This window comes from Brakhagea baltica (genome assembly GCF_052161605.1).
In the GTDB taxonomy this organism is placed as follows: Bacteria; Planctomycetota; Planctomycetia; order Pirellulales; family Pirellulaceae; genus JBKCUI01.
This window is the reverse complement of record NZ_CP197409.1, coordinates 5110572-5125404: the sequence shown is the minus strand read 5'-3', so window position 1 is coordinate 5125404 and position 14833 is coordinate 5110572. Positions and strand designations below refer to the sequence as shown.

The window sequence follows — 14833 nt, the reverse complement described above, 5'->3', positions numbered from 1 at the left end:
AGAATGAACCGAAATCAGCGAGCATTGCTTGCTCGTATCCAACGGCACGTTCACATCGTGGAATCAGAGACCGTGATCGCCGGCCAAACGGTTCCTTGGATCAAAGTTACCGATCCCGACCGTTTGCTGCTACAAGCCTTAGAGCAAGGTCAAGATGGATCGTTTGAATTAGATCCTTTTTGGGCTGCTGCCTGGCGGGCGGCGGTGGGCATGGATCATTTTCTGGAAAGAATTGCAGACTCGCTACGGGGCTCTCGTGTACTAGAACTGGGAGGCGGAAGTGGACGGGCGGGAATCTCGGCGGCCATGCGAGGGGCTGAAGTCTTCATCACCGATGCGGCAACCGTTGCGATGCTTGTCTGCCGCTATAATTCCCACCACGTTCGAGAACGAGTCCAAATTCGTTGCCTCGATTGGAGAGATCGAGACTCGGGGCTGGGAAAATTCCCGATCATCGTCGGCTCTGACATTGTGTACGATCCCAAGCTGTTCCCAATCTTGGAACCTTGCGTCCGGCGGCACTTAGACCACGACGGTGTCGCCTACTTCAGCGAGCCTCAGCGACACACCGGAGAGCGATTCAAGAAGTGGATCCAGTCAGCCGGTTGGCAATTGAGAGAACACTTCGTCGATCTGCAAGACGGTGAAAAGGAGATTCGCATCTTCGAGTGTCGGCTAGCGAATCGAAGCTAGCCCATGCAGGCGGCGCAACAAACCAATTTGACCGCTATGGATCGACTCGTGAAGCGGACAAAACAGCAACGCCCCAAGCTTGATAGGATAAACCGCAAAGGGCATCTCAGTCGGCTCGGCCAACTGGTCGGCGGAAAACGTGCCGATCGCGGCCATGCTGGCTTCGTGAATCGCAGCAAGTGATGCCAGCAGCTCTGCTTTGGGGGGATTCTCTGTCGGGTCGGTGGCAGGAATGGTGCCACGGCTAAACTTTTTTCGTAGCCAGCCAGGCATGAGTTGCATGTCCCCCTCGGCCCGTCCTCTCTGACGAAACAGCATAAGACCGTATTGCGACACGGCTAAATGCCCTACTTGCCATGCGATGTGGCTGGTTGCACCGTTGGGAATCACGTTCCACAATTCGTCCGGTATCGCCTCCAGTAAATTCAGCGTGTAGGATCGCGAGAACGTCATTTGGCCTGCCACGGCATCTCTCATGGCGAGGATTTCTGAAGGAGAGGGAATCGGTAATTCAGTCATTTTTATTGGACACGTTGAAATAGTGACGAGTTGCTACCCTATACGACCAGGAATAGACCGGAATCTTAAGAAACGGTCAACCGTCACCTTGTGAGGATGCCGATTCACTGGGAAAATGCCTCAATAGATCCGGCGATCCCGTTTCCCCAACCATCATGGAATGATTCGTGTCCAACGCACCCACCGGCAAACCAGCTAAGAGCATCGGCGACCTCCTACGCGAGTTTCGCGAACATCGAGATCAAATGAAGCTCGAGCTTTCCAAAGCCATCGTCGGACAAGATGAAGTGGTCGAACAACTATTCGCAGCCATTTTCACCAGAGGTCATTGCCTCCTCGAAGGGGTCCCTGGCCTGGCCAAGACGCTGATGGTCTCTTCGTTGGCAAAGATCCTCGATGTCAACTTTAAACGGATTCAGTTTACCCCCGACTTGATGCCTTCGGACATTACCGGGACCAACGTTCTCGAGGAAGATGCCAACGGCAAACGAGAATTCCGCTTTGTCGAGGGACCGATCTTCACGAACATTCTGCTCGCGGACGAAATCAATCGAACGCCACCAAAAACCCAAGCCGCTCTGCTCCAAGCGATGCAAGAGCGAGATGTGACCGTCGGTCGCCAAACCTATCAACTCCCAGAGCCTTTCTTCACGATTGCGACACAGAACCCGATCGAACAGGAGGGAACTTATCCGCTCCCCGAAGCCCAGCTCGACCGGTTTATGTTCAACATCAAGATCGGCTATCCAACTGCCGAGGAAGAAGAGAAGATTCTGCTCACCACCACTCGCAGTGAAAAGCCAGAGATCAACAAAGTCCTTTCGGCACGCGCGATCATGAACATTCAAAAGCTGGTGGGGAGCGTTGCGGTCAGCCCGTTTGTTATCAAGTACGTCGTCGCGTTAGTACGCGCCACGCGACCGTCGGAACCCGATTCACCCGAAGTCGTCAAAGAGCTGCTCGATTTTGGGGCTGGTCCACGAGCAGGTCAATTTTTGATCCAAGCTGGCAAGGCGATGGCTGCTATGGATGGTCGCTTCAGTGTCGGAATCGAAGATGTACGAAAGATCGCAATCCCCGTTCTTCGTCACCGATTGAGCACCAATTTCCAGGCCCAGGCAGAAGGCATGACCACTGACAAGGTGATTCAGCGACTGCTGAAAGAAATCAAGGAGCCATCTGTTCCTAAGTATGGTGGCATTGATGCCGCAGTCCCACCGGTCCAGTAGTCGACTCCACACCAGATATCATGCACTTTACACTCGAAGGGCAAGCCCTCATTCGTTCCCACTTTCAATCCTCGGGGCAACCAGCGCGCTTCGCTCTGGATGGTACCGCAGGCAACGGGTTTGACACGCAATTCTTGGCGGAACTGGTTGGACAAGAGGGAATCGTTATCGCGATCGACATTCAGCCCGACGCGATTGCAATTGCCAAGCATAAACTCGAACAGCAAGGCTTAGCGAGTCCCGTTCGATGGCATTGTGCATGTCATTCAACACTCGACCGGATTCTTGAACAAGAAGATGTGCCGAGCTTGGATGTCGCCATGTTCAACTTGGGGTATCTGCCTTTGGGAGACAAGTCGATTATCACGACCAAGACCACAACGATTGAAGCATTGGAGAAGACTTATTCCAGGTTAGCATCAGGTGGTATGCTGAGTTTGCTTTCCTATCCGGGGCATGCAGGAGGTTCCGAGGAGCATCAAGCAGTTTGTCAGTGGGTCGATTCCCTCTCCGATGTTTCTGCCATCACCCGATTTACTGATGAGAGCAATCCCAAGAGTCCCGTTTTGTGGCTCATCGTTTCCAAATAGTATTCACGTAGTTTAGCAGGGTTTGCAAAAGATCATGGTCAAAATTGGCGCTCACATGAGCATTGCGGGAGGTTACTTTAAGGCGGTGGAATCCGCCAACGAGTACGGCATGGATGTGGTTCAGTTATTCACAAAGAACAACAATCAATGGGCCGCCAAACCGCTTACCGAAAAGGATATCGAGCTCTTTGATCAAGCCTTGAAAACGACCGGGGTAGCTCGTCCGCTTTCTCACGCCTCGTATTTGATCAATCTCGCATCCCCTAAAGAAGAGCTTTATCGCAAATCGATCGATGGCATGGTCGTGGAATGGCAGCGAGCGGAGCAGTTGCATTTGGATGGCGTCGTGATGCACCCCGGAGCCTTTGTCGATTCCAGCGAGGAGGAGGGGTTAGAACGTATTGCCAAGGGGATTTGCGAGATCCATGAGCGGGTTGCTCCGAAGCGAGCTTGGTTGCTTCTCGAGAACACCGCAGGGCAAGGCTCCAATCTAGGTTGGAAAATGGAGCAACTGGGATGGTTGCTTGAGAGAACCGGCGAGCAGATGCAGGTGGGAGTATGTTTTGACACTTGCCACGCCCACGCCGCAGGTTATGACATGTCCACCGAGGAAGGGTTTAAGGCATGGGAAAAGGAAGCAAAGAAGCTTGGTGTGCTTGATGCCATTCGAGCGTTGCACATAAACGATAGCAAGAAAGGCTGCGGCAGCCGCGTCGATCGCCATGAGCACATCGGCCACGGTTCGATTGGCAGTGAGGGTTTTGCGAGAATCATCAACCACAAGGTACTCAAGAAGAGCCCGATGTATCTCGAAACCGAAAAGGGGCAGGATGAATCCGGAGAAGACTGGGACGCTATCAATCTCCGTCACGTACGAGAGTTGATAAGCTAATTCTCCCATCCTTGTAGTGGACGAAGCCATGAGTCCCATCCTTGTAGTGGACGAAGCCATGAGTCCCATCCTTGTAGTGGACGAAGCCATGAGTCCCATCCTTGTAGTGGACGAAGCCATGAGTCCATTTGTACTGGAGACCGATTGCTCGCAGGAAGTGTTAGCGGACGAAAAAGGGGGGGGAGGTACTTTACTGAATTGCTGCCCCTGCTCCTTCTCTCTGGCGGTGTGAATATTTTAAAGGGATGTCTACTATTGGTTCTCGCCCAACAGCTTATCGTCAGGGAAAAGTTGATCCATGGGACGAATCGCAGATCCCTTGATTCCTGTGAGCGAATCCCCCAATTCGATTCGCCAATCATCAGCTAATCGGCTAAGCTCAGCAACTTGGTTCGGGTATGCGGATGCCACGTTGAGTGTTTCGCCTGGATCGCCGTCGAGATCGTACAGTTCAAGCTGTTCAAGCTTTATGTTCTTGTAGCTAACGGGCATACCATCGGCAGTGACTGGTTGATTAGCGATGCTGCGGTACTGATGAGGAAAAACAAGCTTCCATCGCTCGTTGCGAATGGCTTGCAATTGGCCATCAGCGTAGTAGTAAGGTATCGATTCATGAGGCGAAGCTGCATCGGTTGTCATTAGTGCAAAGATGTTCTTGCCATCGATCGGTAAAACGGGTCGCTCCGCCCCGATAAGATCCGCAACGGTGGGCAGGATATCGATGGTGGAAGCAAGTCGATCGCATACCGAACCGGCCGGAATGATACCGGGATACTGCATGATGGTTGGGACGCGTACGCCTCCTTCCCAGGATGTCCCTTTGCCTTCGCGAAACTCCCCTGCCGAGCCAGCATGCTCGCCGTAGCTGAGCCATGGTCCATTATCGGAAGTGAATATCACGAGGGTCTTGTCCGTAAGCTTCAATCGATCCAGCGTGTTAAGTACTTGCCCCACAGACCAATCCACTTCTCGAACCGCATCAGCGTAGGGACCACCAGGATGTTTGCCTTCGAATTCAGGGGAGCTGAAAAGCGGGACATGAACCATCGAATGAGGCATGTACAGCAAGAATGGTCGCTCGGCATTGGCTTCGACAAACGAGACAGCTCTTTCGGTATATTGACGAGTCATCAAACGTTGATCATCGGGCGTTACCTCAGGATTAACGACTTTTAAATCCTCGACCATGGGCAAAGGTGGGTAGGGAGGCGGCGCGCTCGGGTCGCGCAGCTTTGCAGCAATTGCATTGGGATGATACGGCCACATGTCGTTGGAGTAAGGCAGCCCATAGTATTGATCGAAGCCGTGATTGGTTGGCAAAAATTTTGGGTGGTGTCCGAGATGCCACTTGCCGAAGCAAGCTGTTGCGTATCCTTTTGAACGGCAGACTTCAGCAAGCGTGGTTTCTCTGGCGGCAATCCCCGACTTCTGATTTGGGCCTAGCGCTCCGCGAAACCCGACCCGTTCATGGATACAACCGGTCAACAATGCAGCTCGGGACGCGGAGCAAACAGCCGAAGAAACGATAAAGTCGGTAAAGCGACGTCCATTGCTCGCCATGCGATCTAGATTAGGGGTCTCGTAAGCAGTCGCTCCAAATGGACCGATATCTGCATACCCGAGATCATCGATAAAGATAATGATGATGTTTGGTGTCGAACGTTCTGACTCTTGTGCCGTGCCACTCGGTCCGCAGACTAACAGCGAAGCAACTAAAATCTTGACTATAGCTATACGAGAGAACTGAAAGAGAAAATCGCCGAACACACCGTTGCGCCCAAGGTCATTTTGATTTCTCAAACGAAGGATAGCGATAGACGGTAACATGGCAGGTCTCCTTGAAGAGCAGTGGTGGGGAAGCCGCTGCCATGAAGACTTCTTAGCGAAAAGACGCTGCCGAAAAGCTTACAGGCAAGCCGCTTGTTCGTTGGTTGGATTCCGCAACGCTTCAATAAGTATATCATACCCGATGCGCAGATGGAGTTCGCTCAAATAGCGAGCCCGATCACCATCCCCTTGGCGCACCGCCTCGATGATCTGTCGATGCTCTTTGATACTTTCGCTGATCCGCGTGGGGACTTGTGAAAATACGCAACTGATGACGTGTACCATACGCGACGAAAACTGTTGCATGGTATCAATGATCAATCGATTTCCGAGAAACTCACATGGCAACAAGTGAAACTCTGCATCCAATTCCACGGCCCGATGCCGCATGGCATCAGAGCTATCAAGCGTCGCGTACTCAGCCAGATTGCGTTCCCATTGCTCCCATTGATTCACGGTCAAGCGTCCAACGATGGAACGAAGCACGAAGCCTTCTAGTGCCACCCGAATCTCATAAATCTCGGTCATCTCCTCAATGGTTAGTCGCCTCACAACAATCCCCGATTGGGGGGAGACAATAATAAAACGCTCCATCTCCAGACGCTCGAGGGCTGCTTTAACTGGCGTTTTGCTCATCCCGAGGTCTTCTGCCAGCTGCCTTTCCGACAAGTGCATGCCTGGTTTGTATTGGCCGCTGTTCAACCGGTTGCGAAGGATCTCGTAAGCTTTGTTCTTAAAGAGTTCTCGAGAGCCAGATGCTGGCTTCGCGGGTCGAGTTGAACCGGGATTGGTCATGGGAAAATCGCTAGCTAGTAATGTACAAGCGTGTGCCACGCTGCAGACACCGTTATGAATCGACCAGTATCGATCCTATTCCTAAGCAACCTGCACCGACCCACTTACTATTGCGCTTAATGTTCTCTCTGTCTAGTGGTTTGTGTTCGTCTTTTCTTGCTTATTGACTTTCACCCTGTGGATCAGTGTCATTGCAGCCGCAAGACGAGTGAGCCGAATTGGCGCACTAGCAGAGAAAAGATTGAAAAACCCTGTTAAAATCCAAGGGGAATTGTGCGCCGAGTGATTGATTCGCTGGCAGGATTGGCCTTTCCAATTGTGAAGCGTCGATTAGACTCGAAACGTAGATTAAGGAAGTACAGACCATCTTCGGCCAAAAACTGTTCTCCCGCTCCTAGATTAGTTTTCGTCTTAAAAGAAATACCTAAGCCATGACCAAACCGGATCATTTTTTCACCGGATGTATGCCCGCCCTTATGACCCCGTGCAATGCTCAGCGCAAGCCTGATTTCGATGCGTTGGTAAAGAAGGGGAAAGAGCTTATTGCTAGTGGCATGAAAGCGGTTATTTACTGCGGATCAATGGGAGATTGGCCGCTCTTGACAGACGGGGAGCGACAAGAAGGGGTCAAAAGACTCGTCGATGCAGGGGTGCCAGTCGTCGTCGGGACGGGAGCCCAAAACACATCGATTGCTGCCGCTCATGCGGAGCATGCTAAGCGAGTTGGTGCCGCCGGCCTAATGGTGATCCCCCGGGTTCTGTCTCGAGGAATCTCTGCCGCAGCACAGTATGACCACTTCTGTAAGGTGCTCGCAGCAGGGGACACCCTTCCCTCCGTCATCTACAACAGCCCTTACTACGGCTACCAGACCAGGGCTGATTTATTCTTCAAACTTAGAGAGAAGCACAAGAACCTAGTCGGTTTCAAAGAGTTCGGGGGTGCGGACTCTTTAAACTATGCGGCCGAACACATCACTAGCGGCGACCCTGAACTGTCTTTGATGGTAGGTGTGGATACCCAGGTCGTGCACGGCTTCCTTTACTGCGGTGCCGCTGGTGCGATTACCGGTGTTGGCAACGCATTGCCTAAAGAGGTGCTCCGCTTAGTCGATCTGTGCACGAAAGCAGTCGCAGGAGATTCGCAAGCAAAGGCTTGGGCCCAGGAATTGAGCGACGCACTCCGCGTCTTGTCGACTTTCGACGAAGGTCCCGATCTCGTGCTTTACTACAAGCGACTGATGGTTCTCGAAGGGAATCCAGAGTACGAGTTACAGCTTATGGAGTCGGACCGATTGAGCGACAGCCAGCTCGGCTTTCTGGATCAACAGTGGCAACAGTTCAGAACCTGGTGGCAAAACTGGTCCGGCAAATAATCCGCTGCTGGCCATTAACTAATCGTTCGTTGTGGAAGTTGTTAAACTTCCAGGCGGGCTATGGAGCTTTAACAAGATCCACTACATGGGGAGGGCTAGGAGTACTTGCCGGCTAGCTCGGTGGCGCGTTGCACACGAGTGATCGCGAGCATAAACGCTGCGGTTCTCAGCGAAACATCATTGTTGGCCGAGAACTGCCAGACATTTTCAAAGGCATCGGCCATCGTTTTGTCTAGCTCTTGTCGGACGCGATCCAAACTCCAACGATAGTGCTGCCGGTTCTGCACCCACTCGAAGTAGCTGACGGTTACCCCGCCTGCATTGGCGAGGATATCAGGAAGAATCAGAACTCGTTTCGCATCCAGAATGTCGTCCGCTTCGGGATCGACTGGGCCGTTAGCCGCTTCGATAATCGTTTTCGCTTTAATTCGATCTGCGTTGTCCTTGGTAATCACGTCGCCGAGAGCCGCAGGAATCAACAGCTCCACATCTAGTTCCAAAATCTCCTCACATGGTATCTTTTCGGCACCGTTGTAGCCGTTTAGCTGATTGCCGTTCTTGATCGCATAGCTAAACATCTCCGCGATGTTTAATCCCTTGGGGTTGTAGTACGTTCCACTCAAATCCCCGATGGCAACGACCGGAAAATCTGACTCGAAGAGAAACTTCGCGGCATGAGATCCTACGTTCCCGAAACCTTGAATCGCGACACGACAATCGGATGGATTCACTTTGAGTCGCTTCATTAGTTTAACTGCCAGCGTGCCAACGCCTCGGCCGGTAGCTTCCTCGCGTCCTTTGGCCCCGTATTCCTCGACCGGTTTACCGGTGATTACGGCTGGATTGAATCCGTGGTACTTTTCCCATTGGTTACGAAACCAGGACATGACTTCAAAATTGGTCCCCATGTCCGGAGCAGGGATGTCGGTATCGGGTCCAACGATATCGTGAATTTCGTCAACGAAAGCACGAGTCAGACGCTCCTTTTCTTTTCTAGAAAGAGTCTTAGGATCGATGGCGACCCCCCCCTTGGCTCCGCCGTAAGGAAGATCGACGATAGCGGTTTTCCATGTCATGAGCGATGCAAGAGCACGAACCTCATCCAAGTTGACCCCTGGGTGGTAGCGGAAACCGCCCTTCATGGGGCCTCTCGAGTTGTCGTGCTGAACACGGTATCCCAACACCGTTTCGATCTGTCCGTTGTCCCGTTCAAACGACACTTGTACCGTGACCTCGCGTTTGGGGGTTATCAGCAACTGCCTCATCCAGTCAGGGGTCTTCAGTCGGTTGGCGGCTCGTTCAAAATAGATGTTGGTCGCTTCACTTGCTCGCATCAGAGCTGACTTTCTGAAAGATATGGGGAGAGTTTACCGGTCGATCCAATGATGATCTGACTTGCTGACACCGCCCAGACAGCAATGGTGTAAGCGAACCTACACAACCCTCGCTGTATGGTATTCGCAAGAAGTATAGCATTTTGTCTGGTTAGAAAAGCCGTCTGAGGCGACTAGAATCTCAAATCAGCGGCCTGATTTCTTTTTAGCAAACAGGAGTGATCTAGATTTGACGAAACGGAAGGCCCGCTGGAGCTCGTTAGCATCTCGGTACCTATGCGATGGTCTAGGTTCCAAGCACTTTCTAACGACAACGATCAAGGCTGGGTGGGCTTTCCTGCGAAGAGTCGCAATCCCAGGTTGCGGCCAGTCGAACGGCCACTCTGGCAAGTGCCCCGTCAGGATTTTGTACATGATGAGTCCCAGGGCAAATACATCGGACCGTGCACTCGGTCGGCCCATGGCTTGCTCGGGAGCCATATACCCAACCGTCCCCGAGCCCGAACCTATCATGGTCTTTACAATGGTATGCTGGGCCACCTTGGCGATACCAAAGTCGCTCAATAGCAGCCTGCCGTCCGGCAACAGGATCATATTATCGGGCTTGATATCGCAATGAATAATTTTATTGCGGTGTGCATAGGCTACCGCATCTATCATTTGGTCCATGTACTGTATTGCGGTATCAAACGAGATTCGATTTCTCAATCGGTCAGCCAGAGTCTTTGCACCGAGTTTGCATGCGATGACAAACCTGCCGTCAATAAAGCTCGCATCCTTGAGGGGCAAAATATTCGGATGGTCCAGCTTTGCGACTAAGCGCGCTTCGCGCTGGAACGTATCGAGCATGGATGCCGTTACGTTGAACTGGTGAGGCATTTTGAGGGCAACTCGAACACCTTCGATCGTATCGAGAGCTTGATAGACATGCGCAAACCCCCCTTGAGCAATGCGACGCTCGATTCGATATTTGCCAAGACGCTGTCTCGCACGAATCACATTCGTTTCGTTTTGCGGCTTTGGCATCGCGCTGAAGCTCAGTGCAATCATAAGATGTTGACAACGCGGACTAGTTTCGCTGACATCGCGAGACCTGCGTTGATACCCCCTCCCTAGTCTATTTCAATCTAGCGTGCGGAGCGGAAATTTCGCCCAGGAAATCGGACTCTTCGGAAATCCTTTGCGAGATTCTCCAACTGTGTTTATCGGCAGAGCCACTCCTCAGATTAGATAAAGAGGAAAATTCGCCCTGCGAATCAGAACATATCACTCACTCGATCCCTGTTCGACCCGATGCGTTGTACCACACCTTCTGAAATCAAAGCAACATGGGATCTTAGGTCATTAAACGAAAAAAGCCGCCCGTAAAGGACGGCTCAAAACAATTTGCCGGAAGGTCGGTTTGTTCACCTCTGCGGTGCGGTTACTAGTTTCCGCCACCACCTCGGCGTCCACCGCCCGCACCTTGGCCGCCGCCAAAGCCACCTTGGCCGCCAAAACCCATGCCCCGAACCTCAGGGAATTCGAATTTTTCCCCCTTGAGCTCTTCCAGCTTTTCCTTCTGATCGGCAGAGAGGAGAGCAAGCATCTTTTCCTCAGCTTCTTTGCGAGCTTCCTGCATTTTCTCCTGCATTTCTTCCATTCGCTTCCGCATCTCTTCACGGTCGAAGTTACCAAAACCGCCCCCCTGACGTCCTCCGCCTTGGCCACCTGCACCCGGTCCAGGGAACAAGTCTCGCATAGCAGTCATAGATTCTGCATCGACCTCACGGACCTTTTTAACAGTATCCGCACTCAGCTCAAGCCTTTCCCCAATCGCCTTGTGGGTTAAGGCTTGTGACAGTCCACGCTGAGCAAATAGCCCGAGCAATCGGTCGAATTGATCCGGATCCAAAATATCCTCAATCTTGGAATCCAGCTTACCCATGATTCCCTGGGACTTTTCCTGAATCTTTTCTCGCATCGAGGCAAAGTCGCCGCCGGACTCTCGCAAGTCGGTGAAGATATCGCGTAGCTCCGATTCAACTGATTCCTGAAGCGTTTTGAGCTCCCCCTTTTGGGCAGCGTCCAGTTTTAGGTGAGTTTGCACCTGCTCCATTGCCAACAGCCCCGCTAGACCTTGGCCACCCATCATTCCCATGCCGCCTTGACGGTTTCCACCACCAGGACCGCCCCCTTGTTGACCACCCCCCTGTTGGCCACCCTGTTGGCCCCCGCGCTGACGCCGACCACCATCTTGACCGAAGACCGGGACTGCTACAGAAACGGCTAATCCACATACAAACAAACCGGTAATGGCCTTAGAAATTCGCATTTTGACCTCGAAACTGACATTAAAGTGATAAGAGAGGGGCCGTTAGATTTTGGCCTTCGCTCCATTAAACACGGTCAAGTGGTAATCGTTTCGAATTTCTCGAGAATTTTAGGACGCATACCGATCGGTCTATCGCCCGCCACTCCCACCGCCACCGCCGCTAACTGCCTGCTGTGCGACAGGAGTCACGGTCTGCTGGGCTGGCGTGTTGATACCACCACCAAATGGGGGGACTCGGGGGGTGGGGGTGCTGCGAATGAGGGCGCGGTGAACAAGGGTTTGATAGGATCCTGACGATGTCGGCGGCTCGATGTCTGTCACCAAAATTTGCGGGAGTGGGCCCGTCGGCACCAGTTTAGAGACCGCGATCTCGACGCTCTCGACTCGTGCTGCGGTAATCTGATCGGTTGCCCCGGTTTTGACATAAATGACCCGGTGGCTAGGTGGAGCCTGGGTGACAATCCACTGGATTTTTAGGGTTCCCGCTTCGCTCAGCTCCTGCTCGGTGGAGAATAGAAGACTCCCCAAGGTGTTGTGCTCGCGCCATCCGTTGGTCCGCATGATCTCAAAGGGAGCTATCACCGATTGGGCGTCTGCGGCTCGAAAGGGCTGTGGCCAAGTTTTGTTGCGAGCGTAAAGGACACTATGACTGGGGCTCTGCGCAAAGACCTCACCTGCTGTCGTTGAAACAACCGCGGTCGCAACAAACCCAATAATCCAACGCATGGCAAATCCCTTTACCTTTTAGCCAAGAACCAAACTTACGAGCAACCTGCGGGATCGCCCGACTGTTCCATGCGGGGGCTACCCTATGATCTCCATCTCACCAGGGCAGCCCGCACTTCCTCCCCTAGCATCGGCAGCACCAGCCAGGTAGCTACCGTCTAGCCTCTCGAGACATAATAGATTTCGCAGTCCCTAAATTCCCTGTCCTATTGCAAGCAATCTCAACTCGAACACCAGCCGTCAAAATCTACCAGGTTTACTTAATCTTCGCTTCCGAAAATTCCGATCCAACCCGCAGAGACCAACCTAATCGACAAGGTTTAACATTCTCCACGGGGGGCGAAATGCCAACAAAACGAATCAACCGAAAAACCTTATCCGCCCTCATCGCCTCGTGCATGGCATTTGCCAGCGGCCCCGTCGTCGCCCAAGAGCGAATCAACCCCGAACCGGTTCGAATTGCCAAGCGAACTGCCGCACCGACATCGAATCCTACATCGAATCCGACCAGCACCAAGTCCAATCTGGTTCGCGAGGCGGAGCCAACCAAGCGAAGCCCTTCAGTAGCTTCATCACGTGAGCGGGTGACACTTACTACACAGCAGTACAGCGGTCAGGCCACTGGTTCAACGAACCGCCCACTTCGGACAGGGGACGGTGCCGTCGTCAAGGCGTCGGCTCGTTTCGACTCCGACGAATCCTCTTCACCAACTCGCGGATCGATGGACGTGGCCGGCGAACCGACTCCCATGTACGAACATGACTCATGGGGGGACTCCTCAATGCCGGGAAGCTGCGATGACGGATGCGGACCAGGCACCCAAGTCTATATCGATACAGGCATCTTCGGCAGCATTCTCAACCGCACTAAGGTACGTGTCGAGGGAGCTACTTTTTGGGGCAAGGGCTATAATCTTCAACCCCTCGTCACCGCTGGCCCCTCGACGGAATCTATCGCCACAGTCGGACAGATCGGGCGCCCGGGGACTCGAAACCTCTTCGGAGGAGGCGAGGTTCTCAACGATTCCTCACAAGGGATTCGAGTGTCCGCTGACTTCAGTTTAGACTGCAACGGACACCAAGGAATACTGTTCCGAATGTTCCGTGCTTCGGAGATCGATAATGGATACACGAACGCTGGTACGAACGAGCCCGTTGTTGTTCGCCCCTTCTTTAATCCAGACGCGGCAACCCCGGCCACGATTGTCGTGAACTATCCTGCTGGGAGCGTGGGGACGATCGACGCGTCCATTAACAGTCGAGTTTACGGTGGAGACTTGTTGTTCCGAAACTGCATCGGACGAGATTGCTCGGGCGCGTTGGATTTCCTGATTGGATACCAACAGATGCGACTCGACGAGGGACTTTCGATTACATCTTCTAACTCGCCCGCTCCTTTTGATACAACGCTCGATCTCCAGGATCGGTTTCATACGTCCAATCGCTTTCATGGTTTCGCACTCGGGCTGGACTCGACCATGCGGAGCGGTTGCTGGAGCCTCAACACCTTGGTCAAGCTCGGGATGGGGAACGTGGAGAGAGAAATCGATATCAACGGCTTTCAACGCATCACCGTTCTGGGGCAACCGCCGAGCATAGCAGAATCGACCGACGGGCTCCTGGCACGAAGCACGAACAACGGCTCGTACCGAAGCAACCGATTCGTCGTCTCTCCGGAAGTGGCTTTGACTCTCGGATATCGATTCAGCCGACGACTCGATGCCACATTGACTTACACCTATCTCGGATTGCCCAAAGTGGCGAGGGTGGGAGAGCAATTGGATCCAGATTTGATTGCCAACTTGAACAACCCACCGAGCGGGCTGGCTGCTCCACGCTTCTTGGAAGCCACCAGCAACTACTCGTTGCATAGCTTGAGTTACGGTTTGCAGTGGAAGTACTAGGGCTGGGTTGTTGACGGGCAGGTTTGCTGACCACGAGCTGATTTTGCAGGTCGTTTTGATTTTGGTTGATTTTAAGCATTGCCCAAACTCGCGACTCATCAGATAATGGAATGTTCGAAAGTTGGTTTCTCCGATGAGGGGTAGCTGGCTTTCGAGACGGATACCGGGGGCGATCTGGAATCGACCGGGTAAATTGACGATAGAGGTGGCATGTCGTGGTTGGTCGGCTAGCCACGTAAAAAGCCGATCACAACAATAACTGCAGAGGAAAACCTCGCATTGGCTGCCTAATATAGGCAACCCGATTACCTGATGCCCGTCGGAGGCGTTAGAGTGATCGTCGCAATTCCGAATCGCATCGTCGCGTGTCTCGCACCGGCGATGTTAAAAAAGCTCGAGGCTGGCGCGCTGCACCGAGGTCGACAACGAACGCAGTGGGCGAGACAACTAAAAGTTGGCTAAGCATGTAGAGGCCCTATCAGAAGTATCGCGGGACGCGGGTTCAATCCCCGCCGCCTCCATTAAGGCTGGCTTGCACTAAAACCGCAGGCCAGCTTTTTTTACGCCCTCAACCGCTTCCGTACAATGCAAAGTTTCCTAGCTATGTTGCTATGTACAAGCTCATAAACTAGATTAA

Annotated in this window: 14 protein-coding genes and 1 other RNA gene; 8 read left to right on the top strand and 7 right to left on the bottom strand. The window is 52.8% G+C overall.

Annotated elements, in window-relative coordinates:
- Positions 1 to 3: 3 nt before the first annotated feature.
- Positions 4 to 693 (top strand): class I SAM-dependent methyltransferase, encoded by a 690-nt coding sequence (locus SH449x_RS19740; RefSeq protein WP_482377797.1) that lies wholly within the window; start codon positions 4 to 6, stop codon positions 691 to 693.
- On the opposite strand, the gene SH449x_RS19735 is transcribed toward SH449x_RS19740, so the two are convergent.
- The gene (locus SH449x_RS19735; protein ID WP_482377796.1) at positions 676 to 1212 is read right to left on the bottom strand and encodes a DinB family protein; all 537 of its coding nucleotides are present in this window, start codon (positions 1210 to 1212) and stop codon (positions 676 to 678) included. The genes SH449x_RS19740 and SH449x_RS19735 overlap by 18 nt on opposite strands.
- 245 nt (positions 1213 to 1457) lie before the next feature.
- On the opposite strand from SH449x_RS19735, the gene SH449x_RS19730 reads away from it, so the two are divergent.
- The 4 genes from SH449x_RS19730 to SH449x_RS19715 are packed head-to-tail and all read left to right on the top strand — an operon-like array spanning position 1458 to position 4155.
- Positions 1458 to 2441: an AAA family ATPase gene (locus tag SH449x_RS19730; RefSeq protein WP_482381841.1), complete on the top strand. Its 984-nt coding sequence runs from the start codon at positions 1458 to 1460 to the stop codon at positions 2439 to 2441.
- Between the two features lie 20 nt (positions 2442 to 2461).
- Complete coding sequence (gene mnmM / locus SH449x_RS19725; protein ID WP_482377795.1) at positions 2462 to 3031, top strand: tRNA 5-(aminomethyl)-2-thiouridylate-methyltransferase MnmM; 570 nt, start codon at positions 2462 to 2464, stop codon at positions 3029 to 3031.
- A 34-nt stretch (positions 3032 to 3065) separates the two neighbouring features.
- A complete protein-coding gene (locus tag SH449x_RS19720; protein WP_482377794.1) occupies positions 3066 to 3923 on the top strand; it encodes a deoxyribonuclease IV in 858 nt (285 codons plus the stop codon).
- 28 nt (positions 3924 to 3951) lie between these two features.
- On the top strand, positions 3952 to 4155 hold the full coding sequence (locus tag SH449x_RS19715) for a hypothetical protein (RefSeq protein ID WP_482377793.1): 204 nt from the start codon (positions 3952 to 3954) through the stop codon (positions 4153 to 4155).
- Positions 4156 to 4175: 20 nt separating this feature from the next.
- Here the strand turns inward: SH449x_RS19715 and SH449x_RS19710 are convergent, their stop codons facing one another.
- Both SH449x_RS19710 and SH449x_RS19705 read right to left on the bottom strand, forming a co-directional pair.
- Positions 4176 to 5750, bottom strand: coding sequence for a sulfatase family protein (locus SH449x_RS19710; RefSeq protein WP_482377792.1), 1575 nt, complete (start codon positions 5748 to 5750; stop codon positions 4176 to 4178).
- 78 nt (positions 5751 to 5828) lie between these two features.
- Positions 5829 to 6545, bottom strand: a complete 717-nt coding sequence (locus SH449x_RS19705; RefSeq protein WP_482377791.1) for a GntR family transcriptional regulator — start codon at positions 6543 to 6545, stop codon at positions 5829 to 5831.
- 431 nt (positions 6546 to 6976) lie between these two features.
- Between SH449x_RS19705 and SH449x_RS19700 the strand changes: the two genes are divergently transcribed.
- Positions 6977 to 7918, top strand: a complete 942-nt coding sequence (locus SH449x_RS19700) for a dihydrodipicolinate synthase family protein (protein ID WP_482377790.1) — start codon at positions 6977 to 6979, stop codon at positions 7916 to 7918.
- Between the two features lie 95 nt (positions 7919 to 8013).
- Here SH449x_RS19700 and SH449x_RS19695 read toward each other — a convergent pair whose 3' ends face one another.
- The 4 genes from SH449x_RS19695 to SH449x_RS19680 all read right to left on the bottom strand — a co-directional run bounded on the left by SH449x_RS19695 (position 8014) and on the right by SH449x_RS19680 (position 12292).
- Positions 8014 to 9252, bottom strand: a complete 1239-nt coding sequence (locus SH449x_RS19695) for a Glu/Leu/Phe/Val family dehydrogenase (RefSeq protein WP_482377789.1) — start codon at positions 9250 to 9252, stop codon at positions 8014 to 8016.
- Positions 9253 to 9438: 186 nt separating this feature from the next.
- Positions 9439 to 10278: a serine/threonine-protein kinase gene (locus SH449x_RS19690; RefSeq protein WP_482377788.1), complete on the bottom strand. Its 840-nt coding sequence runs from the start codon at positions 10276 to 10278 to the stop codon at positions 9439 to 9441.
- Between the two features lie 400 nt (positions 10279 to 10678).
- The gene (locus tag SH449x_RS19685; RefSeq protein WP_482377787.1) at positions 10679 to 11566 is read right to left on the bottom strand and encodes a Spy/CpxP family protein refolding chaperone; all 888 of its coding nucleotides are present in this window, start codon (positions 11564 to 11566) and stop codon (positions 10679 to 10681) included.
- A gap of 129 nt (positions 11567 to 11695) precedes the next feature.
- Complete coding sequence (locus tag SH449x_RS19680) at positions 11696 to 12292, bottom strand: hypothetical protein (RefSeq protein WP_482377786.1); 597 nt, start codon at positions 12290 to 12292, stop codon at positions 11696 to 11698.
- 344 nt (positions 12293 to 12636) lie between these two features.
- Between SH449x_RS19680 and SH449x_RS19675 the strand changes: the two genes are divergently transcribed.
- On the top strand, positions 12637 to 14196 hold the full coding sequence (locus tag SH449x_RS19675; RefSeq protein WP_482377785.1) for a BBP7 family outer membrane beta-barrel protein: 1560 nt from the start codon (positions 12637 to 12639) through the stop codon (positions 14194 to 14196).
- Positions 14197 to 14361: 165 nt separating this feature from the next.
- Positions 14362 to 14720: a transfer-messenger RNA gene (gene ssrA / locus SH449x_RS19670) on the top strand.
- Positions 14721 to 14833: the final 113 nt, after the last annotated feature.

Bases quoted from the DNA above. Each gene is read 5' to 3' on its own strand.
- SH449x_RS19740 (WP_482377797.1), top strand. From the start codon at position 4: ATGAACCGAAATCAGCGAGCATTGCTTGCTCGTATCCAACGGCACGTT.
- SH449x_RS19735 (WP_482377796.1), bottom strand. From the start codon at position 1,212: ATGACTGAATTACCGATTCCCTCTCCTTCAGAAATCCTCGCCATGAGA.
- SH449x_RS19730 (WP_482381841.1), top strand. From the start codon at position 1,458: ATGAAGCTCGAGCTTTCCAAAGCCATCGTCGGACAAGATGAAGTGGTC.
- mnmM (WP_482377795.1), top strand. From the start codon at position 2,462: ATGCACTTTACACTCGAAGGGCAAGCCCTCATTCGTTCCCACTTTCAA.
- SH449x_RS19720 (WP_482377794.1), top strand. From the start codon at position 3,066: ATGGTCAAAATTGGCGCTCACATGAGCATTGCGGGAGGTTACTTTAAG.
- SH449x_RS19715 (WP_482377793.1), top strand. From the start codon at position 3,952: ATGAGTCCCATCCTTGTAGTGGACGAAGCCATGAGTCCCATCCTTGTA.
- SH449x_RS19710 (WP_482377792.1), bottom strand. From the start codon at position 5,750: ATGTTACCGTCTATCGCTATCCTTCGTTTGAGAAATCAAAATGACCTT.
- SH449x_RS19705 (WP_482377791.1), bottom strand. From the start codon at position 6,545: ATGACCAATCCCGGTTCAACTCGACCCGCGAAGCCAGCATCTGGCTCT.
- SH449x_RS19700 (WP_482377790.1), top strand. From the start codon at position 6,977: ATGACCAAACCGGATCATTTTTTCACCGGATGTATGCCCGCCCTTATG.
- SH449x_RS19695 (WP_482377789.1), bottom strand. From the start codon at position 9,252: ATGCGAGCAAGTGAAGCGACCAACATCTATTTTGAACGAGCCGCCAAC.
- SH449x_RS19690 (WP_482377788.1), bottom strand. From the start codon at position 10,278: ATGCCAAAGCCGCAAAACGAAACGAATGTGATTCGTGCGAGACAGCGT.
- SH449x_RS19685 (WP_482377787.1), bottom strand. From the start codon at position 11,566: ATGCGAATTTCTAAGGCCATTACCGGTTTGTTTGTATGTGGATTAGCC.
- SH449x_RS19680 (WP_482377786.1), bottom strand. From the start codon at position 12,292: ATGCGTTGGATTATTGGGTTTGTTGCGACCGCGGTTGTTTCAACGACA.
- SH449x_RS19675 (WP_482377785.1), top strand. From the start codon at position 12,637: ATGCCAACAAAACGAATCAACCGAAAAACCTTATCCGCCCTCATCGCC.